The sequence below is a fragment of the Pseudophaeobacter sp. genome, assembly GCF_039971195.1.
In the GTDB taxonomy this organism is placed as follows: Bacteria; Pseudomonadota; Alphaproteobacteria; order Rhodobacterales; family Rhodobacteraceae; genus Pseudophaeobacter.
Genome location: NZ_JBDWPJ010000139.1, coordinates 13,380 through 38,724, shown reverse-complemented (window position 1 = coordinate 38,724; position 25,345 = coordinate 13,380). Strand labels below are relative to the sequence as shown.

General features: G+C 58.3%; 18 protein-coding genes and 1 pseudogene. 10 read left to right on the top strand and 9 right to left on the bottom strand.

Annotated features, from left to right (window positions below; all coding sequences use genetic code 11):
- Window positions 1-411: pseudogene (locus ABJP42_RS12135) on the bottom strand (transposase); the annotation flags it as partial.
- A gap of 1,116 nt (window positions 412-1,527) precedes the next feature.
- On the opposite strand from ABJP42_RS12135, the gene ABJP42_RS12130 reads away from it, so the two are divergent.
- The 4 genes from ABJP42_RS12130 to ABJP42_RS12115 all read left to right on the top strand — a co-directional run bounded on the left by ABJP42_RS12130 (window position 1,528) and on the right by ABJP42_RS12115 (window position 6,557).
- Entirely contained in the window at window positions 1,528-2,673 is a 1,146-nt protein-coding gene (locus ABJP42_RS12130) for an acyl-CoA dehydrogenase family protein (RefSeq protein ID WP_348340679.1), read from the top strand.
- A 95-nt stretch (window positions 2,674-2,768) separates the two neighbouring features.
- Window positions 2,769-3,809, top strand: coding sequence for an enoyl-CoA hydratase/isomerase family protein (locus ABJP42_RS12125; protein WP_348340677.1), 1,041 nt, complete (start codon window positions 2,769-2,771; stop codon window positions 3,807-3,809).
- Between the two features lie 3 nt (window positions 3,810-3,812).
- A complete protein-coding gene (gene mmsB / locus ABJP42_RS12120; RefSeq protein WP_348340675.1) occupies window positions 3,813-4,685 on the top strand; it encodes a 3-hydroxyisobutyrate dehydrogenase in 873 nt (290 codons plus the stop codon).
- 288 nt (window positions 4,686-4,973) lie between these two features.
- Window positions 4,974-6,557: a choice-of-anchor L domain-containing protein gene (locus tag ABJP42_RS12115; protein ID WP_348340673.1), complete on the top strand. Its 1,584-nt coding sequence runs from the start codon at window positions 4,974-4,976 to the stop codon at window positions 6,555-6,557.
- A gap of 11 nt (window positions 6,558-6,568) precedes the next feature.
- On the opposite strand, the gene ABJP42_RS12110 is transcribed toward ABJP42_RS12115, so the two are convergent.
- Entirely contained in the window at window positions 6,569-7,342 is a 774-nt protein-coding gene (locus tag ABJP42_RS12110; RefSeq protein ID WP_348340681.1) for a helix-turn-helix domain-containing protein, read from the bottom strand.
- Between the two features lie 130 nt (window positions 7,343-7,472).
- On the opposite strand from ABJP42_RS12110, the gene ABJP42_RS12105 reads away from it, so the two are divergent.
- Complete coding sequence (locus ABJP42_RS12105; RefSeq protein WP_348340671.1) at window positions 7,473-7,910, top strand: excinuclease ABC subunit A; 438 nt, start codon at window positions 7,473-7,475, stop codon at window positions 7,908-7,910.
- 53 nt (window positions 7,911-7,963) lie between these two features.
- Here the strand turns inward: ABJP42_RS12105 and uvrA are convergent, their stop codons facing one another.
- From uvrA to lpdA, 3 genes are all read right to left on the bottom strand, one after another.
- Window positions 7,964-10,822 (bottom strand): excinuclease ABC subunit UvrA, encoded by a 2,859-nt coding sequence (gene uvrA, locus ABJP42_RS12100; RefSeq protein ID WP_348340669.1) that lies wholly within the window; start codon window positions 10,820-10,822, stop codon window positions 7,964-7,966.
- A gap of 181 nt (window positions 10,823-11,003) precedes the next feature.
- A complete protein-coding gene (locus ABJP42_RS12095; protein WP_348340667.1) occupies window positions 11,004-12,176 on the bottom strand; it encodes an MFS transporter in 1,173 nt (390 codons plus the stop codon).
- A 505-nt stretch (window positions 12,177-12,681) separates the two neighbouring features.
- A complete protein-coding gene (lpdA, locus tag ABJP42_RS12090; protein WP_348340665.1) occupies window positions 12,682-14,076 on the bottom strand; it encodes a dihydrolipoyl dehydrogenase in 1,395 nt (464 codons plus the stop codon).
- A 234-nt stretch (window positions 14,077-14,310) separates the two neighbouring features.
- Here lpdA and ABJP42_RS12085 point away from each other — a divergent pair, with 234 nt between their 5' ends.
- Entirely contained in the window at window positions 14,311-14,742 is a 432-nt protein-coding gene (locus tag ABJP42_RS12085; protein ID WP_348340663.1) for a hypothetical protein, read from the top strand.
- Between the two features lie 52 nt (window positions 14,743-14,794).
- Here the strand turns inward: ABJP42_RS12085 and ABJP42_RS12080 are convergent, their stop codons facing one another.
- From ABJP42_RS12080 to ABJP42_RS12065, 4 genes are all read right to left on the bottom strand, one after another.
- Window positions 14,795-15,370 (bottom strand): DUF924 family protein, encoded by a 576-nt coding sequence (locus ABJP42_RS12080; protein WP_348340661.1) that lies wholly within the window; start codon window positions 15,368-15,370, stop codon window positions 14,795-14,797.
- 139 nt (window positions 15,371-15,509) lie between these two features.
- Complete coding sequence (locus ABJP42_RS12075; RefSeq protein WP_348340659.1) at window positions 15,510-16,784, bottom strand: MFS transporter; 1,275 nt, start codon at window positions 16,782-16,784, stop codon at window positions 15,510-15,512.
- 199 nt (window positions 16,785-16,983) lie between these two features.
- Window positions 16,984-18,054: a tRNA preQ1(34) S-adenosylmethionine ribosyltransferase-isomerase QueA gene (gene queA, locus ABJP42_RS12070; RefSeq protein WP_348340657.1), complete on the bottom strand. Its 1,071-nt coding sequence runs from the start codon at window positions 18,052-18,054 to the stop codon at window positions 16,984-16,986.
- A 144-nt stretch (window positions 18,055-18,198) separates the two neighbouring features.
- Window positions 18,199-21,471: a YhdP family protein gene (locus tag ABJP42_RS12065; RefSeq protein ID WP_348340655.1), complete on the bottom strand. Its 3,273-nt coding sequence runs from the start codon at window positions 21,469-21,471 to the stop codon at window positions 18,199-18,201.
- Between the two features lie 204 nt (window positions 21,472-21,675).
- On the opposite strand from ABJP42_RS12065, the gene ABJP42_RS12060 reads away from it, so the two are divergent.
- The 4 genes from ABJP42_RS12060 (at window position 21,676) to ABJP42_RS12045 (ending at window position 25,214) form a co-directional block, all read left to right on the top strand.
- Window positions 21,676-22,137: a peroxiredoxin gene (locus ABJP42_RS12060; RefSeq protein WP_348340653.1), complete on the top strand. Its 462-nt coding sequence runs from the start codon at window positions 21,676-21,678 to the stop codon at window positions 22,135-22,137.
- Window positions 22,138-22,305: 168 nt separating this feature from the next.
- On the top strand, window positions 22,306-23,118 hold the full coding sequence (locus ABJP42_RS12055; protein ID WP_490363219.1) for a ferritin-like domain-containing protein: 813 nt from the start codon (window positions 22,306-22,308) through the stop codon (window positions 23,116-23,118).
- Window positions 23,119-23,338: 220 nt separating this feature from the next.
- A complete protein-coding gene (locus ABJP42_RS12050) occupies window positions 23,339-24,670 on the top strand; it encodes a DUF5930 domain-containing protein (protein ID WP_348340649.1) in 1,332 nt (443 codons plus the stop codon).
- Window positions 24,660-25,214, top strand: coding sequence for a bactofilin family protein (locus tag ABJP42_RS12045; RefSeq protein WP_348340647.1), 555 nt, complete (start codon window positions 24,660-24,662; stop codon window positions 25,212-25,214). The genes ABJP42_RS12050 and ABJP42_RS12045 overlap by 11 nt, the downstream gene beginning before the upstream one ends.
- Window positions 25,215-25,345 lie beyond the last annotated feature (131 nt).

Sequence of the window (25,345 nt, the reverse complement as noted above, 5' to 3'; positions counted from 1 at the left end):
CGCCCACGCAGCTCCGTATCCGCTGGCCGCTTCGACACACGTCGATAGACCCGTGGATCAATACCGGCCAAGGCACAGGCGCGCTTTTGATTGTATCGCTTCTCTTTCATGGCCCAGGTCACGGCGTTTCTGCGTGAGCCGAGCCTCAAAAGTTTTTTCCCAGCATTTCCTTGAGCGTCGACACGTCCATCATCTGCTCAGCCAGCAACTTCTTTAGCTTGGCGTTCTCAACTTCCAGGGCCTTCAGCTTCTTCGCGTCGACACGTCCATCCCGCCATACTTGGACCGCCATTTGTAAAACGTCGCATCGCTGACACCGTGCTTGCGGCAAAGCTCCTTCGCTCCAAGCCCAGCCTGATGCTCTTTCAAAACCCCAATGATCTGTTCTTCGCTGAAACGGCTTCTCTTCATCGTCTGTCTCCTCAGTTGGAGAACAGGCTAACTCAAAACACCGGACGTTTCAGGGGAGCAGGTCAGAGTTCATCAGCCGTTAAACGCATTCTGCGAAGACGTCAGGCACGCAATGGAAGTTGTGTCGGCACGCCCCGAACTCTGGTCTGGCAGTTTGATCTCCGCAAAAATCTCAGCAAGAGTGCAAAGCTACGCCAAGGATCTTCATCCTCTTTCCCAGATCGACAAGACAAACCTGCTAGAGGTCTTAGACTGCCTTATCGACTTAGGAGATCGTCGCGCGGTCGCACTTGAACAATCTGAGGCGTTTCGGAACCTTCAGCGGGTGCGATAAGCTGAGCCTCAACCAGGCAGCTCAGAATCCAATGTCTGCATTTGAAAGGTGTATTATCCAAGGTGCAGCTGCGGCGAACTTCCGCTTCCCGCCTATGTGTAAGCGCCCAGTCGCTCGCTGCACCTTGCACGAATGTCTTGAAAGGGCTGCAAGCAGCCGTTAGCGCCATTTGGGACAGAGATGCCGACACTCGTCGCGAGCCCGATCAAAGAAGTATAGCGACGCCCATTTTGAAACCTCTTCGGGAGTGTGCCGCCCGCGTTCTGTGTAAGTTGGAAGTCTTCGAACCAAACAATAGCGGGGGCACTCATGTGGCGCTCTTTCCTGCCGGAGGTCGGCGCAGTTCTGAGTGCAATGCTACTGCCTCAAAGTTGGGAAGAATTGAAAGGCCTGCCCCAAGAGCGCGGCTCCGAGCAGTTTCAAGCCTCTTCAAAAGACCTTTGAAGACAGCCGCAGCCGGAAATTTTAAACGGTTCGGGATGCGTTACAACCAATTTTGAAATGGGAAGTGTCCCGTACTGCAATGCGAAGTGTCCCAAACTCACTCCGAAATTGGCACCAAAGGTGGGTGGCCTCGGGTCCAGTTCTGGAAAATAAAACAGGGCGTTGGTCTAGAAAAATTTGCTGCAATGGGAAGTGTCCCGCACTGCAAAACGAAGTGTCCCGCTACAGCCACTCCATTCTTGCAGGTCGAGTTTGCAGCAGCGCAGCTTGCTCTTGAGCCTCGGTGCGGCTATTAAATAAACAACCGTTCAATTCATACACGCCAGGGAGGACAGGACGTGGATTTTGCTTTGACCGAGGAACAGACCGCGATTTTTGATATGGCTCACGCATTTGGCCAGGAAAACATCGCGCCCTTTGCACGTCAGTGGGAATCTGAGGGCACCATCCCCAAAGAGCTATGGCCCCAGGTGGGCGAGCTGGGTTTTGGCGGGCTTTATGTCAGCGAAGAAACCGGCGGCTCGGCCCTGTCGCGCCTTGATGCCACATTGGTGTTTGAAGCTCTGTCAATGGCCTGCCCCTCGGTGGCGGCGTTTCTGTCGATCCACAATATGTGCGCCAAGATGCTCGACAGCTTTGCCAGCGACGATATGAAGGCCCGGATCATGCCGGATGTGCTGTCGCTGAACACCGTGCTCAGCTACTGCCTGACCGAACCGGGATCAGGCTCCGACGCGGCGGCGCTGAAAACCCGCGCCGACAAGACAAACGAAGGCTACACCCTGAACGGCAACAAGGCCTTCATCTCGGGTGGTGGCTATTCGGACGCCTATGTCTGCATGGTGCGCACCGGCGAGGATGGCCCTAAGGGCATCTCTACCGTCTATGTCGAAGATGGCACCGAGGGCCTCTCCTTTGGCGGGCTTGAGGAAAAGATGGGCTGGAAAAGCCAGCCTACCGCCCAGGTGCAGTTTGACGATTGCAAAATCCCCGCCAACAATCTGGTGGGCGAAGAAGGCAAGGGTTTCAAATATGCGATGATGGGTCTGGACGGCGGCCGTCTCAACATCTCGTCCTGTTCGCTGGGGGCGGCGCAGACAGCGCTGAACCTGACGCTGCAATATATGTCCGAGCGCAAAGCCTTTGGCAAAAGCATCGACCAGTTCCAGGGTCTGCAGTTCCGCCTTGCGGATATGGAGATCGAACTGCAGGCCGCCCGCGTCTTCCTGCGCCAGGCCGCCTGGAAACTGGACCAGGGCGCGCCTGACGCCAGCAAACACTGCGCCATGGCAAAGAAATTTGTCACCGAGGCCGGATCCAAAATTGTCGACCAATGCCTGCAGCTGCACGGCGGCTACGGCTACCTCGCGGATTACGGCATCGAAAAACTGGTCCGTGACCTGCGGGTGCATCAGATCCTCGAAGGCACCAATGAGATCATGCGGGTGATTGTCGCGCGCCATTTGCTGGCTGAACACAGCTAAGCAGGCTACACAGCTTCCCAAACCAGTGACCGCGGTTGCCCCCTGTTGGGCGCTCTGGTCACTGGGGATACGGACTGGTCAACTGCGAGGAAACTATGAGCGATATCAATATCCGTGTGCGTGGCAAGGCCGGTCGCATCACCCTCACCCGCGGCAAGGCGCTGAACGCGCTCTCTTATGACATGTGCATGCAGATCGATGCAGCGCTGCGGCAATGGGCCGATGATGACACGGTGCAGCTGATTGTCATCGATGCCGAGGGTGACAAGGCCTTTTGTGCCGGCGGCGACATTGCAGAGCTCTATGACACCGGCACCGCAGGTGACTATGCCTATGGCCGCAAATTCTGGCGCGATGAATACCGTCTGAACGCCTATATCTTTGAATACCCCAAACCCGTAGTCAGCTTCCTGCAGGGCTTTACCATGGGTGGCGGCGTTGGCATTGGCTGCCACGGCACTCACCGGGTGGTGGGCGACAGCAGTCAAGTCTCCATGCCCGAAGTCGGCATCGGCCTGATCCCCGATGTGGGCGGCACCCTGATGCTGGCCTTGGCACCGGGGCGTCTGGGGGAATACCTCGGCACCACTGCGGCCAGGATGAAGGCCGGAGATGCAATCTATGCCGGTTTTGCCGATTTCTACATTCCCGAGAGCTTTTGGCCGGTGCTGATCAGCAACCTGGAAAAAGACGGCGATGCCGGGCTGCTGAGCATCGCCTCACAAAAGCCCCCCGAGGGCACTTTGGAAGCGATGCAGGCAGATATCGACCGCTGCTTTGCCGGAGAGACCCTTGGCGATGTAATGACTGTGCTGAAGGCCGATGGCAGTGAATTCGCGGAAAAGGCGCTCAAGACCCTTGGCCGCAATTCCCCCCTGTCGATGGCCTGCACCATCGAGCTGTTGCACCGGCTGCGCGGCACCGGGCTTGGCATTCGCAAGGCACTGGAGGGGGAGTACCGCTTCACCTATCGTTCGATGGATAAGGGTGATTTTCTCGAAGGTATCCGCGCCCAGATCATCGACAAGGATCGCCAGCCCAAATGGCAATATGCCCAACAGGACATCCCCGCCACTGCCGTCAGCCAAATGCTGATGCCACTGAGCCGGGATGCCTTGGTTTTTGAGGAGGAATAACGCATGAAAATCGGTTTTATTGGTCTCGGTAATATGGGTGGCCCAATGGCTACCAATCTCGCCAAAGAAGGCCACGAGGTTATCGGCTTTGACATGGCAGATGTGGCCATCGACGGTGTCACCATGGGCGCCAGCGGCGCTGAGGCCGCCACCGGCGCCGATGTTGTCATCACCATGCTGCCCAATGGCCAGATCCTGCGCGCGGTCGCCAATGAGATCCTGCCTGCCATGAGCGCAGGCGCTACCTTGGTGGATTGCTCCACTGTGGATGTGGATTCCGCCCGCGCCGTGGGTGAACAGGCCGAGGCTTCTGATCTGTTGTTTGTCGATGCGCCAGTATCCGGCGGCATTGGCGGCGCGGCGGGCGGCACATTGACCTTTATGGCCGGCGGCAGCGCGGAGGCCTTTGGCAAGGCCGCGCCGCTGTTTGACATCATGGGCCAGAAGGCGGTGCATTGCGGCGCGGCCGGCGCTGGCCAGGCCGCCAAGATCTGCAACAACATGATCCTCGGCGTTACCATGGTCGCCACCTGCGAGGCCTTTGCTCTGGCAGACAAGCTCGGTCTGGACCGTCAAAAGATGTTTGACGTGGTCTCCACCTCCTCTGGCTATTCCTGGACCATGAACGCCTATTGCCCGGCGCCCGGCGTTGGCCCACAGTCGCCATCGGACAACGACTACAAACCCGGCTTTGCCGCCGAGCTGATGCTGAAAGATTTGCGTTTGAGCCAACAGGCCGCCGAAAGCGCCGATGCCGACACCCCGATGGGCGAACTGGCGCAGGCGCTATACACCCAGTTTGTCGAAGCCGAAGACGGGCTTGGCATGGATTTCTCTGCCATGTTGCCCCGGTTTGAAAAGCGTGGTCGCGGTTAAGCCCAGCACGCCAGACAAGAGTACCTTTTGCCCGCCCCGGACCTGTTCAGCCCCTATGTGCTGCAGGACCGGGGCGGGTTTTTCTATGGCTTTCCCCTTGCCCACCAAGCGGCCGCGCGCATCGAAGACAGCAGGCCAAAGATGGCAATGGCTGCCTTAATCTTTTGTTCAATTTGATTAAAATTCTGAAAATGGGCACTGCATCTCCACATTTCAGTCCAAGTTCAAAGCGACACCTAGACCCAAGCCGCGGGTGTTATGCGGTCGCTAATAGGTGCAGAACGTCCCATGCCAACGGCCACAGAACTCAATATCAATACCTCCGCCAGTTCGACGCAGATGGCGCAGGAGATCTTTGGCGATGGTACCACCGTTGTCAGTGCCAGCTATTCCGGCGATGCGGCCTCCTCCGGTATCTATACGGGCGCGGATACCACCGTGGCCGGGGTTGCCCCCGCCGACAGCGGAGTGATCCTCTCTACGGGCCATGTTGCGGATTTCACCAATAGTTCCGGCAGCAGCAATACCAATACCTCTGGTAGCACCAGCACCAATACCTCTGGCACCAATGGCGATGCAGATTTCAACGCCCTCGCGGGCTCTGCCACCTATGACGCCTCCTACATGGAGATCGACTTCATCCCTGACGGTGACGTTCTGACGCTTGATTTTGTATTGTCGTCAGAGGAATACCCGGAGTTTTCAAACTCACAGTACAACGATGTTGTCGGCGTCTGGGTCAACGGGGTGCAGGCGCAGGTCACCATCGGTGATGGCTCTGCCTCGATTGGCAATATCAACCAGAACGATACCCAGAACATTTATGTCGACAATACCAACGATCAGTACAACACCGAGATGGATGGCTTTACCATCACCCTGACCTTCACCGCCCCGGTGAATGCAGGCGTGGTCAATTCAATCAAGATCGGCGTCGCCGATGTCTCCGACAGCAGCTATGACACCAACCTTTTGGTGGCAGGTGGCTCGGTGCAGACCGCTTTTGTGGCGCAGGATGACATCTTAGATACTAGCCTCAACGCCTCGCGCTCCTTGGATGTTCTGGCCAATGACAGCAGCACCGCGGGCGGCACGCTGACCATTACCCATATCAATGACATCGCCGTCTCCGTCGGCGACACTGTGACCCTGGCCACCGGCCAGCAGATCACCCTGAACCCCGATGGCACCCTGCAGGTGCTCGCGGATGGGGATAATGAAACGGTCTATTTCAACTACACCACTGAAAACGACAGCGGTGACAGCGACACCGCGCTGGTGGAGATCAACCAGGCCCAGGCCTGTTTCCTGCGCGGCACCCTGATCGACACGCCCAACGGAGCTGTGGCCATCGAAGACCTGCGCGCGGGCATGATGGTGCAGACCTATGACAGCGGCCCCCAACCGCTGCGCTGGGTCGGCCACAGCAGGGTGCCGCTCTCTGCCGCGACAGCCCCCATTCGTTTTTCCAAGGGGCAGCTAGGGGCAGAGTCAGACCTACTGGTCTCTCCCAATCACCGGATGCTCATCACCGGCCAATATGCCGAGCTGTTGTTTGGCGAGGATGAGGTGTTGGTCAAGGCCAAGGATCTGGTCAATGACTGTAGCATTCGCCCTGATCATAGCCTGGAATGGATCGACTATTACCACCTGCTGTTTGACCAGCATGAGATCCTCACCTCCCAGGGCGTGCTGAGCGAAAGCTACCACCCCGGCCCGCAGACCTCTGCCAGTTTTGACGCGGAAACCCAGGCCGAACTCTTTGCGCTGTTCCCTGAGTTGAGCGCGGATCAATCCAAAGGCTATGGAGCTGCGGCCCGCCCTGCCCTGCGTCACTATGAAGCCAAGCTGCTAAACCACTGTATGAACTAATTTTTCACCCCCTATTCGAAGCCAGAAAACAGCGCCAGCAGCACCTCTTTGGTGGGGTTATCTGCCGGGAACATCATCTCCAGCCGCAGTTCCGACATGGCGATATCGCCGGTAGAGGTGAACTGCGACAGGGTGGAAAATAGTTTCAACTCCAGCCCGTTAAACCGATAATGTGTAGGGATCACGGCGGGCATTTCACCCAGATCCTGTTTGGGTTGCGCCGCAACGCGGTGTTGCAGCCGAGCCACCGCCGCCTCTAAAACCGCGTCTTTGCCAAGATTGGCCAACTCGCTGCGCAGCCTCTGCAGGGTCAGCGCCTCCACCTGTTCAAGGTTGACCAGGCTGGCGCGCAGCTGATCGTTGCTACACAGCGCGTCTATCAAACTGTCTCCTAGCTGCAGCCCCGATGTGCTCAGCAGCGCCGCCGCAGGCGGGTTCATCGCCCGCAGCACCCAGTGGTGATCGATGGCCAGGGCCGGAAACGGCGCATGGCGCTGCAACATCCAATCCACCGCCTGCTGCAAGGGCGCGCGATCTGCCTCTGCCAGTTTGGTGGCACCATAGGCTGGCGCCAACCCTGCCGCCAAAAGCAGCTGGTTGCGGGCGCCTAGGGGCATTTGCAGCTCTTCTCCGAGCCGCAGCACCATATCCCGGCTGGGTTTTGCCCGTCCGGTTTCCAGAAAAGAGACATGGCGCGACGACACCTCTGCCGAAAGCGCCAGATCCAGCTGACTCATCCGGCGAATGCCGCGCCATTCCTTCAATACACCGCCAAAACTGACCATCACACCTGCCCAATTGGTTCCCTGCCGCCACCTTAGCCAGTGTGCAGCAGGAGTACACTTACCTCTGAGGTAATTGTTTTCATGATCCTCGCCGGTGATGGTTCAGCAATCACCTTATAGGAGACCAAAGATGACCCATGAGACAGCCACCAAAGCCCTGAAATTTGCGGCCCTCGCCTCAACCTTGTTTGGGCTGGCAATGATCCTCGCCCTGATATCGCCGCTGCGGGCGGTCTTTGATATCTTCCTTGATCTGGTGCATCTGCCACTGGATGGCCAACAGTCACTAGACAGCGATAGCGCCCATGTTCTGGCGGCCATTTCCGGCGGGCTGCTGGTGGGTCTTGGGGCCCTGATCTGGGGCATCACAACAGAGGTCTATGCCAAATCGGCGGAAACTGGTGGCAGGATCATCCTGACCGGCGTTCTGGCCTGGTTTCTGCCAGATAGTTTTGGCTCTTACATGGTTGGCGCCTGGTTCAACGTGGTGCTGAACACCGGGTTTCTCGCCCTGTTTGCTCTGCCAATCCTGCTGCACCGACCGGACAAACAGGCCTTGGCGGCATAGGCTCTGCCTTACACCCCAAAGGATTGTTGGCCGGAACTTCACCGGCCAACATCTTATTCTGCCGCAACTTTTTTGGCCGATAGCATTTCCTTCAGATAATGCCCGGTATGGCTGCGCGGCTCTTTGGCGACATCCTCGGGCGTGCCAGTGGCAACGATCTCACCACCGCCATCTCCGCCTTCGGGGCCAATATCAATGATCCAGTCGGCGGTTTTGATCACATCGAGATTGTGCTCAATCACCACCACTGAATTGCCCTGATCGACCAGTTCGTGCAGCACTTCCAAGAGCTTCTTCACATCCTCAAAATGCAGACCCGTAGTGGGTTCATCCAAGATATAAAGCGTCCGCCCAGTGGAGCGTTTGCTAAGCTCCTTGGAAAGCTTCACCCGCTGCGCCTCGCCGCCCGACAGGGTGGTCGCCTGCTGGCCGACCTTGATATAGCCCAGTCCCACCCGCATCAGCGCGTCCATCTTGTCGCGGATTGTCGGCACTGCCTGAAAGAACTGCTGCGCTTCTTCTACTGTCATATCAAGCACATCGGCGATGCTCTTACCCTTGAATCGCACCTCCAGCGTCTCACGGTTGTAGCGCGCGCCCTTGCAGGTTTCGCATTCCACATAGACATCCGGCAGGAAGTGCATCTCAATCTTGATGACTCCGTCACCCTGGCAGGCCTCACAGCGGCCGCCCTTGACGTTGAAGCTGAACCGGCCTGGCTTGTAACCACGTGTCTTGGCCTCTGGCAGACCGGCAAACCAATCTCGGATCGGGGTGAAAGCCCCGGTGTAAGTGGCTGGATTTGAACGCGGCGTGCGGCCAATGGCGCGCTGATCAATGTCGATCACTTTGTCCAGATGCTCCAGCCCCTTGATGCTTTCGCAGGGCGCTGGGGTCTGGCGCGCGCCGTTCAGCCGCATCGAAGCGGTTTTGAACAGGGTCTCGATGGTCAGGGTGGATTTTCCACCGCCCGAAACCCCAGTCACACAAAGGAATTTGCCCAGCGGGAATTCCGCCGTGACGTTTTTGAGGTTGTTGCCCGTAGCCTTGACCACCTTGAGCTTTTTCTTGTTGCCCTTGCGCCGCTTGGCAGGCACCTGGATTTCTCGAACCCCTGAGAGATACTGCCCGGTAATCGAAGCCGCATCCGCTGTCACCTGCGCTGCGGTACCGTGGCTGACGACCTCGCCACCATGCACTCCGGCGCCGGGGCCGATGTCAAAAACGTAATCCGCCTGGCGGATCATATCTTCATCATGTTCGACCACGATCACCGTATTGCCCTGATCGCGCAGGTTTTTCAGCGTGGTGATCAGCCGGTCATTGTCGCGCTGATGCAGACCAATCGACGGCTCATCCAACACATAAAGCACCCCGGTCAAACCCGAGCCAATCTGGCTGGCCAGCCGGATCCGCTGGCTTTCGCCCCCCGACAGGGTTCCGCTTGAACGGGATAGGGTAAGGTACTCCAAACCCACGTTATTCAGGAAACCCAGACGCTCGCGGATTTCCTTGACGATGGCACGGGCGATCTCTTGCTTTTGCTTGCTCAGATGGTTGGGGACATCCTCGATCCAGGCCAGCGCCTCACGGATGGATTTCTGCACCACCTGCCCCACATGCACCCCGGCAATCTTGACCGCCAGGGCCTCTTCGCGCAGCCGGTAGCCCCCGCAGGCGCCGCAGGGGCGGTTGTTCTGATAGCGCTCAAACTCTTCGCGGATCCAGTTGCTGTCAGTCTCGCGGTAGCGCCGCTCCATGTTGGGAATGACGCCCTCAAACACCCGCGTGACCTCATAGACCCGGCCACCCTCGTCATAACGAAAGGCGATTTCTTCCGCGCCGGAGCCGCGCAGGAACACCTGCTGCACCTTGGGCGAGAGATCTTTCCACTGGGTGTTCTTGTCGAATTCATAGTGTTTTGCGATGGCTTCGATGGTCTGCAGGAAATAGGGGGACTTGCCCTTGCGCCAGGGGGCCAGAGCGCCATCATAGATCTTCAGGCTTTGATCCGGCACCACCAGCCGCTCGTCAAAGAACAGCTCCATGCCCAACCCGTCACATTCCGTACAGGCGCCAAAGGGCGCGTTAAAGGAGAACAACCGTGGCTCAATCTCAGGAATGGTGAAGCCACTGACGGGGCAGGCAAAATTCTCACTGAAGGTGATACGCTCCGGGTCACCTTCGCGCGGCGCGGTTTCCAGAATGGCGATACCATCGGCCAGGTCCAGCGCGGTTCGGAGACTATCCGCCAACCGGGTTTCCAGCCCTTCACGCACCACCAGACGGTCGACCACCACATCGATATCGTGGCGGAATTTCTTGTCCAGTGTGGGCGGCTCATCCAGTTCGTAGAACTCGCCATCCACCTTGACCCGCTGAAAGCCCTGCTTCCTGAGCTCTAGCATCTCCTTTTTGTATTCGCCTTTGCGGTCCCGCACGATGGGCGCCAAAAGGTACCCGCGTGTACCCTCTTCCAAGGTCATCACCCGGTCCACCATATCCTGCACCTGCTGCGCCTCAATCGGCTTACCGGTTGCGGGCGAATAGGGCGTACCTGCCCGGGCAAACAACAGTCGCAGGTAGTCATAAATCTCGGTTACGGTACCGACAGTGGAACGCGGGTTTTTGGAGGTGGTCTTTTGCTCGATCGAGATCGCCGGGCTGAGGCCGGAGATGTGATCCACATCCGGTTTCTCCATCATATCGAGGAACTGGCGGGCATAGGCCGACAGGCTTTCGACATAGCGGCGCTGACCTTCGGCATAGATGGTGTCAAAGGCCAGAGAAGACTTGCCTGAGCCCGACAGCCCGGTGATCACCACCAGCTCATCACGCGGAATATCCACGTCGATATTCTTGAGATTATGTTCGCGCGCGCCGCGTACCTCGATGGATTTCAACTCAGCCATAGTGCCCTCGTGCAATACACTGGCCACTGCGGGATCGGCCCGACGCCAGTTGTTGCCATACAGATAGGCAATCCGGTCTGAGTCTCCAACAGAAAAATGAGAACGTTAGTGGAACATGTTCTCACTTTCCGGCCAACGACCGCCAAATATGGGGCGTAGCTCTATTTTTATCGCGCAGTGTTCAGCCGGGGGGTGCCCGACGTTTCTGGGCCAGGATCTGATGCGCCAGAAACCCGCAGAGAAACAGGGTGAGCAAGACCGCCATCAACCCGGAAAACCCGGCCAGCGACAGCGCCAGAACCATCAATGGCGTGCCGATTGTATTGCCGAGATTCCCGGCCTGAGCCAGAATGCCACCGGCCTGCGCCCGTTCGGAATCTCCCGCGTTCAACTGTGGTATCGCAGCAAAAGAAGCGCCCTGTACCAGCCCCATGGCCCCAGCGAGGGCGATACAGGCGATTGGATCGCCCGGTACCAGCCACAACCAGATCACTCCCGCTCCAGAGGCCAGGAAGCCGACCTGAGTCACCTGCACGGCCGTAAAACGCCGCATCAGAGCGACCCCCAGGATCATCGAAGTTGCGATACTGGCCAATGGCATCGCACCCAGCACAAATCCGCGCAGCTCTGGCGCTATATGAGGTGGAATCACAGTCAGGATAGAGACAAAACAGCAGGTGTAAAACAGCCACCCCGCCGCGGGGGCCGCCATCCAGGGCGAACGATAGATCGGCACATGCAGCGCCGGTAGGCTGGACCAGGCCGGAAAGGGCCGCCGTGCAGGCACTGGCACGTCACGCAGCGCCAGCCCCAACCAAAAGGCCAAGGCTGCCATGACCACCGCATGGGCCGCAAACAAAGACAAAACGCCGGCAGAGCGCACCAGCGGCAGGCCAAACCAGGCCAAAAGCGTAAAGGCAACGCCAAAAAACGTGCTCCACAGGGTCATGGCGAGGCCACGGTCCTTGTAGGAGCTGAGGGCTGCAATCAGGGTCGGACCGGCGACAACCACACCAAGATGCGACAGCCCTTCGATGAGACGTGTCAGCAAAAACAGCTCAAAAGGCGGATGCAGCGCCTGTAGGCCCGACATTGCAGCGCCGAGCCACAGAGACCAGATCAGGCTGCGCCGATAGCCGATCGAGCTGACAAACAGGCCCGCCACCACGCCAAAGATGATGCCAACAATGCCAACCAGAGAGACCGTAAAACTGACACCCGCGCCAGCATCAGGATAGAGCGCGCCCATGCGATCAAAGATAACACTGATCTTACCATATTGCGCCGCCACCCCCAGGCCAGCAGCCCAGATCGCAAGGATCAATGGCCAGCGTGTTAGTGTTTGAACCCCCAAGGCATCCTCCAACTGTTCTGGCAGCGGAGAGCTTGGCTCCCGCTGTTACCAGCCAGTTCTAGCGCGGGCGACTTCGGAGTGCCAGTTGCGAAGAATTTCCATTTTGTCATTGCTTGGCCTTCTGGGCAGACCATGCGGCGCAAATAGGTTGATTGGATTCCAGCGAAATAAGGCTTTTAGACTCATATTTAATCCCACCCACCAGTGAACCGGCGGGCTCTCCTTTTTACTAAGGTAAATCACCAAATCGCAGGAGTCTTCTGCCGTCCAAGGATTGGTTGGCAAAGCCTGCTGGAGAAAGACGGTGAGAATATGGCAGGGTGGCCCTATTTGCAGGGGATCTGTTTAAGCATTGAGAGGCAATTGAACCAAATCTTCCAGAGCCATAGCTAATAGCATCAAAGCAAAGGAAAAAGCACGCTCCATAAAACAGTAGATGCGCGCATCCCAGAGGCATGCGCGCGTCTAATCAGTGTCAGTTCAAGCTCCAAATGAGCAGGCAACCCTACATATGGATGACCCGATCAAAGGCATCCAGCACGCTTTCATGCATCATTTCGCTCAAGGTAGGATGCGGGAAGACCGTGTTCATCAGGTCCTCTTCGGTGGTCTCCAACTGGCGACCCACCACATAGCCCTGGATCAGTTCGGTCACCTCGGCGCCGACCATATGGGCGCCCAGCAGTTCACCGGTTTTGGCATCAAACACGGTTTTGACCAGCCCTTCGGCCTCGCCCAATGCAATGGCCTTGCCGTTGCCAATAAAGGGGAAGCGGCCAACCTTGATGTCATAGCCCAGCTCTTTGGCCTTGGCTTCGGTATAGCCAACGCTAGCCACCTGCGGCTGACAATAGGTGCAGCCCGCAATGCTCTCGGGTTTGACCGGATGCGCATGTTTACCCCCGATCAGATCGGCAACCATAACCCCTTCGTGGCTCGCCTTATGTGCCAGCCAGGGCGCGCCGGCGATATCGCCAATGGCATAAAGCCCGTCAACGCCGGTCCGGCAATAGGCATCGGTCACCACATGGGTGCGGTCAATCTTGACCCCCAGCGCCTCCAGCCCGAGCCCCTCGACATTGCCGACAATACCCACGGCAGAGATCACCGTGTCGAACTCCATCTTTTCAACCTTGCCGCCAGTCTCGATATGGGCGGTGACCTTGCCCTTGCCCCGGTCCAGCTGCTTGACCATGGCTTTCTCCATGATCTTCATGCCCTGTTTGACAAAGCTCTTCTTGGCAAAAGCAGAGATTTCAGCGTCTTCAACCGGCAGGACCCGATCCATGACCTCAACCACCGTGGTATCGGCGCCAAGGGTGTTGTAGAAACTGGCAAATTCGATGCCGATGGCGCCAGAACCGATGACCAGCAATTTCTTAGGCATCCGTGGCGGTACCAGCGCATCGCGGTAGGTCCAGACCAGATCGCCATCGCCTTCCAGACCCGGAAGCTCGCGCGCCCGCGCCCCCGTGGCCAGGATTATGTTCTTGGCCGCCAGCTCCTCAGTTCCTTTATCGGTTTTGACGGTGACTTTGCCCTTGGCCGGTATAGTAGCTTCACCCATGACCACGGTGATCTTGTTCTTCTTCATCAGATGGGCCACGCCCGAAGAGAGCTGTTTGGCCACCCCGCGCGAGCGTTTCACCACCGCATCCAGATCATAGGTGATGTTTTCAGCGCTGAGGCCAAATTCCTTGGCCCGCTCCATCAAGTGAAAGACCTCAGAAGAGCGCAGCAGCGCCTTGGTGGGGATACAGCCCCAGTTGAGGCAGATGCCGCCCAGGTTTTCGCGCTCAACAATCGCCGTTTTGAGCCCCAGCTGCGCCGCCCGAATAGCAGCCACATAGCCACCAGGCCCTGCGCCAATTACGATCACATCATAGGTTTGTGCGGCCATGGTTTCTTCCTCGCCAGCAGGATCAAAATAAATTAGTTCACCGTTAAACTACTTTGCCAAAAACTGCAAGATCGCAGTATACCCAAGCAAAATCTCCATCAGATCAAGAGCCAGACCCAGCGGTGGTGCACACAAAAGACAGGTCTCGCCCGCGTCTTCATTGATAAAACCATAGGCCTGCAACTTGGCCTATACTAGCCTGAATTCCTCCCAGAATCGTAAAGTGATCTGACAATGACGAAGACTCTATTCGACCTGTTCAAAGCCCTGCTCAATGCCACGCTGATTTTACTGGCGCTGTGTTTGTTTCTGGGCTGGAAACTCTTTACCTCGGCCAGTGCGGTGACAGATCGGCTTGGCGAAATCAGCCGCGATCTGACGCCGCTGCATGTGCAGGCCCAGACATTGACCCAGGAGTTCTCGGATCTGACGCAGGCGCTGCAGCGCACAGAGGGGCCGGATAGCACCGAAATGCGGCTGCGTCTGGCGCGGGTCGAAGAGCAGTTGAGTGCGCTGAAACTAGAGATTGCAACCCTGAAACAGCTGCCAACCCAGGTGGTCAGCGCAGCAGTAGAAACGGCGGTAGCAGAGATCTCCAGAGAGGTGGCCCGCTGGGTGCCCCATGTGGCCAATTGCCCGGCAGAAGAAACGGCGTCCCTGAACTAGAGACGCCGCCAAACTGACTGCCATCAAAGGCCGAAACTGCCAGCGGCCCGGCTTATCCTGCCTGCAGCTGACGCACAGTAGATCCGTAGCCCCCAGCCGAGACATAGTCCTCTTCCGGTCCAGTGCTGTGACGCAGCAGCGCCTCGTTGCGATAGGGGAAGCGGCCAAACAGCCGGATCACTTCGCGGTGCGCCCGCGCATGCAGCATGTTGGAGGCGCCACTTTCAGGCATCCGCTCCAGCATAAGCCGCACACAGCGTTCCTGATCACAAAGGTTCTCCGAATGCATCAGCGGCAGATAAAAGAACTGCCGGGCGGGCTCGTCAATTTTCATGTCCCATTTACGCTGGATCGCGTTCTTGGCAGCACTCAGCGAGATGCGGTCAGAGTGAAAGGCCTCACCAGTGCCGCGAAACATATTGCGCGGGAACTGATCCGTCAGGATGATATAGGCCAGAGTGCCGGTGGGATAGGTCAGCCACAGGGAAAACTTGCCCGCGCAGGCCTCCTCCCAGGTCTCTTTGAAACGGGTCCGGATGGTCTCATCCAGGGTGTCATCGCTCAGATACCACCCTTTTTCGCCAACCTCGTCCAACCAGAATTTCAGGATTTCTTCGGGGCCCTGCATCGGTCCATCTCCACGTATTTATACTGAAGATGAGTTCAGACCATTTTACCTCGCATTGGCAAGTGACCCTGGGTCACTAATTGTAACAACCAGGGTCATTTGCTGAAATACTTCTCACAAACCCATCGGGTTAGCGCAATCATCCCACCTCGCTGGCGGCTTCTTGCTCTTCGATCTCGGTCTCGATGGCATATTCCTGCGCAAATTCCACCGCCACCGGCGAGCCAGTAAGTGCCATGGGCGACATAATCCCGGTTTCCTCAATGGGAATCGCGGCGCGCTGGGTCGTGCGATAGAGCGCGTACATTGCCAGCATGCCCAAGAGCACCGCCATAAATAGGAAATAGCCCGGAGGTCCAAAAACTGCATCGGACATGATCCAACCGGTGATCAGCGGCCCGGCAATGGCTCCCAGCCCATTGATAAAGACCAGCCCGCCCGAGGCCGCCGCCATATCGTCGTGATCCAGATAGTCATTGGTATGGGCGATCAACAGCGAGTAAAGAGGGTTAGACATGCCGCCAATGAAAAAGGCCGCCATCAGCAGATAGGCATAGTCGCCGCCCATCAGCATGCCCATGATCGCCGCGCTGCCTCCCAAAGCAGAAACCGCCAGGACAAGCACCCGGCGATCCATCCAGTCCGACATCCAGCCCAGCGGATATTGCAACACGATGGCGCCAATATAGAAGGTGGCAATAAAGACCGAGATTTGCGACAGGCTCAGCCCGGCTTCGGCAGCATAGACCGCGCTCATGCCAAACTGCGCCGAGAACACCCCGCCCAGCAGGAACATACCAACACAGCCCAGCGGCGAGACATTCATCAGCTCGCGCAGCGACATCGGCTTGGTGGTCTCAAAGGCAGGGGTCGGAGAGATCGACAGCAGGATTGGCGCAAAGGACACCGAAATCACCACCGAGGCAATAACAAAGGTCTCATAGCCGGCCGGATCGCCAACCAGCATCAGCGCCTGGGCCGTGACGATACCAATCGTCTGCACGATCATATAGAGCGACAGCGCCTTGCCCCGGTTGGCATTGTCAGCCGCATTGTTGAGCCAGCTTTCCGCCGTCACATACACACCGGAAAAGCAAAACCCGATCAGCGCGCGGCCCAGCATCCAGGCCACCGGATTGGCCACCGCCGGATAAAGAATCATGACAGCAGAAATCAGCGAGGCCAGCGCCGCAAAAACCCGCACATGGCCGACCCGGCGGATCATATCCGGAGCCAGACGAGAGCCTCCGAGGAAGCCGATGAAATAGGCAGACATCACAAAGGACATCTGCAGGGTAGAAAACCCCTCCATGGCGCCACGAACCCCCAGAATGGTGCCCTGCATGCCATTGCCGATCATCAGCATGCCCATGCCCAACAAGAGCGCCCAGGCGCTCGACAAAACCTGCAGCATTTGGTGACTCCTTTACCAATGGGCAGACCATTCCCCAAGCAAAAGCCTGAAGGTAACCTACCCCTGTCGTATCTGTGACCGGGAGAGCCCCTGATGTCAGAGGCGGGTATCGGTTTTATGAAAGTTCATGCGTCGTCGGGACAGGATCCTGCCTTTGATCAAAGCGGATCCTGCCTGCGCTTGTCTACGCTCATTTGCGTCACTTCTGCGGCGTATTCGTCTCATGGGGCAACAAAAGCGACCCATCGCCATAAGAAAAGAAGCGGTAGCGGTTTTTCACAGCATGATCATAGATCTCGCGCACCCGCTCCTGCCCCATCAGGGCAGAGATCAGCATCAGCAGGGTGGATTTTGGCAGGTGGAAATTGGTCATCAGCGCATCGGCCGCATGAAAGGTGAAACCGGGGTAGATAAAGATATCGGTCTCACCCTCCCAGGGTTCCACCTGACCAGAACGGGCCGCGCTCTCGATCAGCCGCAAGGCGGTAGTGCCAACCGGGATAATTCGTCCGCCTGCGGCCTTGGTCGCGGCAATTTCGGCCGCGGCCTCTGCGGATACCCGCCCCCATTCGGCGTGCATCTTATGGCTGGTCACATCTTCGACCTTGACCGGCAGAAAGGTGCCCGCGCCCACATGCAGGGTAACATGAGTGAATTGAACGCCCTTGGCCGTCAGGGCTGCCAGCAGATCATCATCAAAATGCAAAGAAGCCGTGGGGGCGGCCACCGCGCCAGAGTGGCGCGCCCAGATGGTTTGATAGTCTTCTTTGTCCTGGTCATCTGCGGCGCGTTTGGCGGCAATATAGGGCGGCAAAGGCATGGCGCCCGCTGCATTCAGTGCCGCATCAAAATCATCGCCGCTCAGGTTGAAGCGCAACAGCCCCTGCCCCTCTTGCACTCCGACCAGTTCTGCCGAAAGCGCCTCAGAGAACACCACCTCTTCGCCCGGCTTGATCTTTTTTAGCGGCTTTAACAATGCCGACCATGTGCCATCGGCCTTTGGGTCCAGCAGGGTCACCTCGATCTTGGCAGCCATCCTGCCCTGCGCTGTGTCACGATGGCGCAGGCCGGACAGGCGGGCGGGAATGACCTTGGTGTCATTCAGCACCAAGCGGTCACCGGGCTGCAACAGACCCACCAGATCCGTCACACCGCCATCCGTCAGGCTGCTCGGGGTCGCCACCAAAAGCCGCGCCGCGCTGCGTGGGCTGGCGGGACGGGTGGCAATCAGATCTTCGGGCAGATCAAAGTCAAAATCACTGAGTTTCATGCCGCTCCTTTACGAGGTTTGCAGCGGCTTGGCCATGGGTTTGGATAGGGGTTTTGGATAGAGGTTTGAAGAGAGGCGTGGAAAGGACTTCGCTCTGCACCTGGCTAAGGGTCTCAGCAAAGCAGATGACCTGAGCCTTCCTACTTAGCGATAGCCACCATCATTTTGTGGCTGATGTGCCGGATCGGCTGGTTTTTCCTCTGCCGGTGCCCCCGGCACCACAGGCTGCCTGCCACGAAACATCTCCCGGAACATGCCCGGAGCTAGGGCCGACAGCGGGTTGACGCTAACCTTGGGATCATCCGCTGTGCCCTGCAGCCTAAAGGCAAAGCCAAACAGCCCCTCGCCCTTACGCGCCACCACCCTTCCGATGGCGTTGATCAGATAGATCGGAGAAATCACCCCGCGCATATCCAACACGCCCGCATTCAGATCATAAACCCCATCCATAGAGATCCCCATCGAAGGCCCCACTGCGCTGCTTTCATGCAGTACCAGATGGGTAGAACCTAGCCGGAACTTTGCCTCTACCCCGGTGAACAGGATCCCGCCCCCGGAGAGCTCGTCCAACAGGCCGATCACGCTGATGGCATTTAACAGCGCCGCCATCGAGGGCGCGTTTTTGATCCGGGTATTCTTGATCTGGATTTCCCCGTCATATTCACCGGCCACATCTGCAGGGACCAGAGTCATGTCAAAACTCCCCCCCCGCCCATGGCGTAACACCCCGGCGGCCTGAAACACGCCGCCCGCATCCTCAGACCGGATCCGCATGGCGATGCCGCTCGCCTGGGGCACCACAAGGCCAGAGACCGCAGTGGCCCCGTTTAGATTGCCAGTGAACTCTCCGTTAAAGCCGCCGCGGGTGGAAAATGTGCCTTCAAACCCGGTGAGCGCAATGCTCTCTGTCACCTGCAAACGGGCAAGGCGCATGGAGATCGGGCCGGTGGCCTCGCTGCTGCCACTACTGCCGCCGCTGGAACTGCTAAACGGCGCCCTTTGCAGATCCAAAGTACCACTGGTGACCCGCATTTCGGACAGGCCATTGGAGAGACCTTTGAATTGCACGGTCCCAGTCATCCAATTTCCGACCTGAACCGCCGTCAGATCGGCAAGGTTCAAACCGCCGCTCGCCTTGGTGGTGACGGAACCCTCCGCCTGGAGCCCGGGTGCGCGCAGTTGAAGGCTGTCAATTTTCACCGGCGTCGACAGCGTCACCTCCAGATCCAGCTCGCCCTTGGATGCGGGCGGTTTTCGCCAGCTGATCGCAGGAATGCGCAGATCCAACCCGGTGAGATCGGAGCTGAAGCGCAAGGCAGGCGGGCGATCCGGAACCAGATCCAACTGGTAACTGCCCTGCCCCGCGCCAGCGAGAGTTCCCTTGGGCAACCCGATGTTCAAAACATCCAATGCCCTTTGGCTGATATCAATCTCACCAATGACCTGACTGGATTTGCTGGCCTCTGCACCCACAGCCTGACGCCAGGTGGCTGTCAGCGGAATATCGGACAGGGTGCCTGCCCCGGACAGCGAGACCTGCGACTGATTGCCCTGCAGATGCAGCCGAGGTGCGGCAACCTCATGTCCCGGCACCAGAACGGAACTGCGCACCGCAGTGACTTCGCCCTCGTAGTGATAGGTTATCTCTTCCGGGGCGACCTTGGGTTTCAGCGGCAGGGCCAGAGTGCCGATGATGCTGACTGCTCCTGCAGCCAGATCGACCGGGAGGTTTGCCTTGTCCATGATCAAAAGCGGGGGTCGGTTCAGCAAGGAAAGTCCCGCAGTCACGGGCCCCTGCGCCATTACCCGGGCAATGCCCGGGGTGCCATCTTTGACCGAGGTATCTGGAATGATGAACGAAGTCCCGGCCACCTGTACTAAGCCCCCCTCATCTGCGGTCACCGTACCGCTGGTGGCAACAATGACCATCCGGGTGTTATAAAGACTGAAATGGCCGGCACCGTCCTTCACCCTTGGCAGGTGCTTTTGGAACTTCACCTCGGCGCCAGAAAAATTTGCATCCAGTGCATAAAAGGGCTTTTCCCGGCCCTTGCCTCGCAGGGCAAAATTCACCTCATGGGCCCGCGCCTGATAGATATTCTCCAGCACCCAGCGGCGCGGCTTTTCCGCCGCCCCCGCCGGCCAGAGCGCCTTGATCTGCGCCAATTCCAACTGGTCTGATTGCGCATCCAGAGCGTACTCCCAGCCTTCAGCCCCAGCTTGGATCTCTCCATTCAGTCGGATTTGGCGGTCATCATGTTCGATCAACATCTCCCCGAGCTGAAACCGAAAGGGCTGTGGCTGCAGGCGGAAATCCACATTGACCCCGGCAAAGACCTGCGGCTCGGCATAAAGCCCACGCGGGTTCAGAGTAAGATCGGTGAACTCCAGTTGCCCCACAAGATCCGTCAGGCGGCCATCGCTGATCCCGGCCAGTTCCGCATTGCCCACAATGGTGCCAGAGCCCCAGCCACTGCTCAGCCGCAACTCATCAAACTGCAGACGTTGCTCGCCTGGGTAATAGGTCGTGTAACTATGGGCACTGTGGATCGGAATTGGCAGGGTTTCCGGCGAGGGCTGGATTACCCCCTGGCCAATCTGCAGGCCTGAAGAAAGCGGCAACAGGCTGCCATCGCTGGCAATGCCACCGCGCAAAGATCCCGAAATAGGTGCCCGCAGCACTTCCAGCCACCCCAGAACTGGTGTTTGAACCGCGATATCTTCGCTGGCAATATCACTGACAAGAATCCCAAATTTCGCAGCAGCATCGCCAATATCGGACGTGTAACTCGCCTCAACCGCACCAACATCCTGACGTCCGCTGAGCACGGAAAATCCGGCAGAAACGGTCAATGACTGATCCCTGCGGTCGAACTGAATATGCCCCCCATCCAGTGTCCAGACCCGACCAATTCGCGCATCCTCATAACGCAGGGTCACGCCATCTGTTGACACCTCGGTCAGGGCGGCCAAGGCAGGCAGTTCAAATTGACTGTCGAACTGTTCGATCAATTGCGGCAGGTTCGCCGCCTGCCGCAGCGGAGAACCGCTCTCAGTGAAACTCAGGGCGATGCCGCCGGTTTCGCGGCGCAGATTGGCATAAAGCCCACTCAGGGAAATCCGTTTGGGCTGGATCTTGCCGCGTAACAAGGGACGCATCGCCATGGAGATTTCGGCATCAGCCAACTGCACAATAACGCTGCCATCCGCTGCACGCAGGACCACATCCTGCATGCCAACCCGCGGCCGCCAGCCGCGGCTGACCACCATATTGAGATCGCCAAACTCCAACTGCAACCCATTCAGATCCTGGGCGATGCGTGCCTCCAGCCGCGCCCTGAGCCACTGCGGTGCGTCCATCTTGGTGCCAATGCCAAAATAGATCGCCCCGGCGCCGAGGAAACAGACAATCGCCACCAACCAGATCACCCCGCGCAGGACACGCCAAGGCCAGCGCCTGCGCCGCCGCGCGGTGGTCGCCAGAGCCTCGTCGACCTGCAGGTCGCCAGAGGCACCAGCATCGGCCTTATCCTCGTCCGGTTCGATCGGTATTTATCCTTTGCCCCAGTTGACCTATCTATGGCAGGCAGCTCTTGCCAAACCGTTCCGGAGACCAACAAAATGCTCGATACCAATGACCTGGCCCCTGACTTTTCCCTTCCACGCGATGGTGGAGAAGAAATCTCTCTTGCGGAGATGAGGGGCAAAGCCGTGGTTCTGTTTTTCTATCCGCGCGATGATACCCCGGGCTGCACCAAAGAATCCATCGGGTTTTCGTCGCATCTGCAAGGCTTTGCCGATACAGACACGCTGGTCTTTGGCATTTCGAAGGATCCACTGTCAAAGCACGAGAAATTCATCGCAAAACATGATCTGACCACCCCGCTGTTGTCCGATGCCGAGGGCAGCACCTGCGAGGACTACGGTGTGTGGAAAGAGAAGAACATGTATGGCAAAAAACACTGGGGCATCGAACGCTCCACCTTCCTGATTGACGCCTCCGGAAAGATCGCCCGTGTCTGGCGCAAGGTGAAGGTCGACGGCCATGTAGAGGAAGTGCTGCAGGCGGCACAGTCCCTGTAGGTTCACTTTCTTTGATAGCCCTTTTGCGCCTGTCCGGTCTGCCGCAGCGCGTTTGGCGCCCAGCCTGATGCTCTGGACATTTGCCGCAAAACCAAACAGGTCAGGCGCAGCTTGACCCTTGACACCGGAGATCCCGACGTGAGCACGCGCCCCCTGACCCTGGCTGAAATGGCCACTGAGGTTCTGAACACCGCCGATGGTGCCGCCAAGGTTGCCCTGTCGCGCCGCCATGCCGCCGCCTGGGTCGAGGCCCGCAAGCAAGACCCCTGCGTCATCGAGATCGGCACCGCCACACCACCGCTGCACCCGGCCCGCCCGGAAAAGCCTGAATTGCTCAGCCCGCGCGATGTGCCCAAACGCAAACCCGGCAGCGAAGCCGGGCGTATTGCGCTGCTGCATGCGGTGGCCCATATCGAGCTCAACGCCGTTGATCTGCATTGGGACATTATCGCGCGTTTCTCGCATGTGCCTTTGCCGGTTGGTTTTTTTGACGATTGGGTCAAGGCTGCGGATGAGGAATCCAAGCACTTTGGCCTGATGTGTGATTGCCTCGAAAGCCTCGGCAGCCACTACGGCGCCCTGCCCGCGCATCGTGGCATGTGGAAGGCCGCCGAAGACACCGTGGATGATCTGATGGGGCGGCTTGCGGTGGTGCCCATGGTGCTGGAAGCGCGTGGGCTGGATGTGACCCCCGGCATGATCAAGATATTCAAACAGGCGAAACTCACCCAGGCGGTTGAAGCGCTGGAAGTGATCTACGCCGAGGAGGTCAGCCATGTGGCCTATGGCTCCAAATGGTTCTACTTCCTCTGTGGTCGTGACAACCTGGACCCCAAAGGCGTGTTTCACGCTCTGGTGAAAAAATATTTCCACAGCAGTCTGAAGCCGCCGTTCAATGAGGAAAAACGGGCCGATGCCGGCATTCCCCCAGATTTCTACTGGCCCCTGGCCGAAACGGTAAAACCGCTCTCCGGGATCTAGGGTCTGCATCAGACGAGGGGCCATCTGCCAAACCAGTAGGGCGGGCAGGCAACAATCCGCCCAAAGACGCGCCTGACCGGGCCAAACCGAAGCCCTGGTTTTGAAAAAGCCCCAGCACACTTGCCCAAAGCCCCTGTGATGGCTAAAGATTTCGCGCAGAGCTTTGCAGCAGGGGATGGCTTGCAACTCTGAAGTTTAGGGATGGAACAAGGATCAGCACGTGCGAACACGTCTGGCTATTAAGATACACTCATTTCTGGAACACCGTTTTCCAGAACGCCGGGTCTTTCTCAAATCCGATGCGGATACCCGGTTTGTGCGGCTGCGACCCGAAACGCAGATTGTAGCAATTGCCGGCATGGTGGCCTTTGTCGCCTGGTCGATTGTTGCCACGGCCATTGTGCTGATGGACAGCATCGGGGCGGGCAATTTTCGCGAGCAGGCCAAACGCGATCAGATGACTTATCGCGCCCGGCTGAATGATATTTCCAGCGAACGCGACAGTCGCGCCGAAGAGGCTCTGGCCGCGCAACAACGGTTCAACGCTGCGCTAGCGCAGATCTCGATGATGCAATCAGAACTGCTCACCTCCGAAACCCGCCGCCAGGAGCTGGAAACCGGGATCGAGGTGATCCAGACCACCCTGCGCCAGACCATGACCCAGCGCGACGGATCGCGGGCCGAACTGGAAGAGCTGCGGGAGAGCACCCAGGCCGATGGCAGCGTGCCGATGGCCAGTGGCGGCTCGCCCCTGCAAATGGATTTCCTGTCGACCGTGCTGGCCGAAACCGCTTCTGAGCGCGACCAGATCGAGGCCGATGCCCGTGCCGCGCTGGAGCAACGCGCCGAGATGGAGCTGGAGCTGGAGCTGCTCAATGAGCGCAACGACCAGATTTTCCGCCAGCTGGAAGAGGCCGTGAGCGTTTCGGTCACCCCCTTGGACAAGATGTTTAGAAACGCAGGCATGCCGCCAGATCGTATTCTGGAACAGGTGCGTCGTGGATACAGCGGTCAGGGCGGTCCGCTCAGCCCTTTAGCCCTGTCGACCCGCGGTGAGGAACCCTCCGCGGATGAGCTGCGCGCCAACCAGATTCTCAATCAGTTGGACCAGTTGAACCTCTATCGTATGGCCGCCCAGCAGGCGCCCTTTGCCTCTCCGGTAAACCTGAATCTGGTCCGGCAGTCCTCGGGCTATGGCTATCGCCGCGATCCCAAAACGGGTGGGCGTCGCTTGCACAAAGGATCTGATTTTGCCGGTCGTACCGGCACCGATATCTTTGCAACCGCTGATGGCGTGGTCACCCAGGCGGGCTGGCAATCGGGCTATGGCAAACTTGTGACCATACGCCATGCCTTTGGCATTGAGACGAAATATGCCCATAACTCAAATCTACGCGTGAAGGTTGGCCAAAGGGTCTCGCGCGGCGATCACATTGCTGATATGGGTAACACCGGACGGTCCACCGGAACCCACCTCCACTATGAGGTCAGGGTCAATGGAGCACCTGTAAACCCGATGATCTATATCAAGGCTGCGAGAAATGTTTTCTAAGAGCAAAATCAACGAACCTGGCCCCAAGCAGGCTGAGGCAACACCGACAGCTGCACCCGCAGCCCCCTCGACTCCTGCTGCGCCTGTCAGCGATTACAAGCCCTCTGCCCCAAAGGCAAAGCCACCGGCATCGCTGCTGAGCTCGGACCTGCATATTACCGGCAACCTGAAGACCTCTGGCGATATCCAGGTCGAAGGCACCGTCGAAGGTGATATCCGTGCCCATCTGCTCACCGTTGGCGAAACCGCTACAATCAAAGGTGAAGTGATTGCCGATGATGTTGTGGTCAATGGTCGGGTTGTTGGCCGCGTACGGGGCCTCAAGGTCCGCCTGACCGCCACTGCCCGCGTTGAAGGCGACATCATCCACAAGACCATCGCCATCGAGAGCGGTGCCCATTTTGAGGGTTCGGTTCAGCGTCAAGATGATCCGCTGACCCCCGGCGGTAAAAAAGCCGCGCCAATCGCCCCCCCTGCAGCAGCGGCCCCTGCCCCTTCGGCAGCCGTCAAAGCGGCAACTGCCGCCGCCAAGGCCGACAGCTAAATCTGGGCTGTGCCTGCTGGCTCCCTTTGCGGGAGGCCAATAGTCGGCGCCTGCCTTCGGCCTGGTGACCAGAGCCGGGAGATTTGAATTTAGACGCCGCAGAGGGAGCTCTGCGGCGTTTTTCTTACCAA

Bases quoted from the DNA above. Each gene is read 5' to 3' on its own strand.
- ABJP42_RS12075 (WP_348340659.1), bottom strand. From the start codon at position 16,784: ATGCTGCAGGTTTTGTCGAGCGCCTGGGCGCTCTTGTTGGGCATGGGC.
- ABJP42_RS12080 (WP_348340661.1), bottom strand. From the start codon at position 15,370: ATGCAGGGCCCCGAAGAAATCCTGAAATTCTGGTTGGACGAGGTTGGC.
- ABJP42_RS12085 (WP_348340663.1), top strand. From the start codon at position 14,311: ATGACGAAGACTCTATTCGACCTGTTCAAAGCCCTGCTCAATGCCACG.
- ABJP42_RS12105 (WP_348340671.1), top strand. From the start codon at position 7,473: ATGACCCATGAGACAGCCACCAAAGCCCTGAAATTTGCGGCCCTCGCC.
- ABJP42_RS12115 (WP_348340673.1), top strand. From the start codon at position 4,974: ATGCCAACGGCCACAGAACTCAATATCAATACCTCCGCCAGTTCGACG.
- mmsB (WP_348340675.1), top strand. From the start codon at position 3,813: ATGAAAATCGGTTTTATTGGTCTCGGTAATATGGGTGGCCCAATGGCT.
- lpdA (WP_348340665.1), bottom strand. From the start codon at position 14,076: ATGGCCGCACAAACCTATGATGTGATCGTAATTGGCGCAGGGCCTGGT.
- uvrA (WP_348340669.1), bottom strand. From the start codon at position 10,822: ATGGCTGAGTTGAAATCCATCGAGGTACGCGGCGCGCGCGAACATAAT.
- ABJP42_RS12110 (WP_348340681.1), bottom strand. From the start codon at position 7,342: ATGGTCAGTTTTGGCGGTGTATTGAAGGAATGGCGCGGCATTCGCCGG.
- ABJP42_RS12045 (WP_348340647.1), top strand. From the start codon at position 24,660: ATGTTTTCTAAGAGCAAAATCAACGAACCTGGCCCCAAGCAGGCTGAG.
- ABJP42_RS12060 (WP_348340653.1), top strand. From the start codon at position 21,676: ATGCTCGATACCAATGACCTGGCCCCTGACTTTTCCCTTCCACGCGAT.
- ABJP42_RS12125 (WP_348340677.1), top strand. From the start codon at position 2,769: ATGAGCGATATCAATATCCGTGTGCGTGGCAAGGCCGGTCGCATCACC.
- ABJP42_RS12055 (WP_490363219.1), top strand. From the start codon at position 22,306: ATGGCCACTGAGGTTCTGAACACCGCCGATGGTGCCGCCAAGGTTGCC.
- queA (WP_348340657.1), bottom strand. From the start codon at position 18,054: ATGAAACTCAGTGATTTTGACTTTGATCTGCCCGAAGATCTGATTGCC.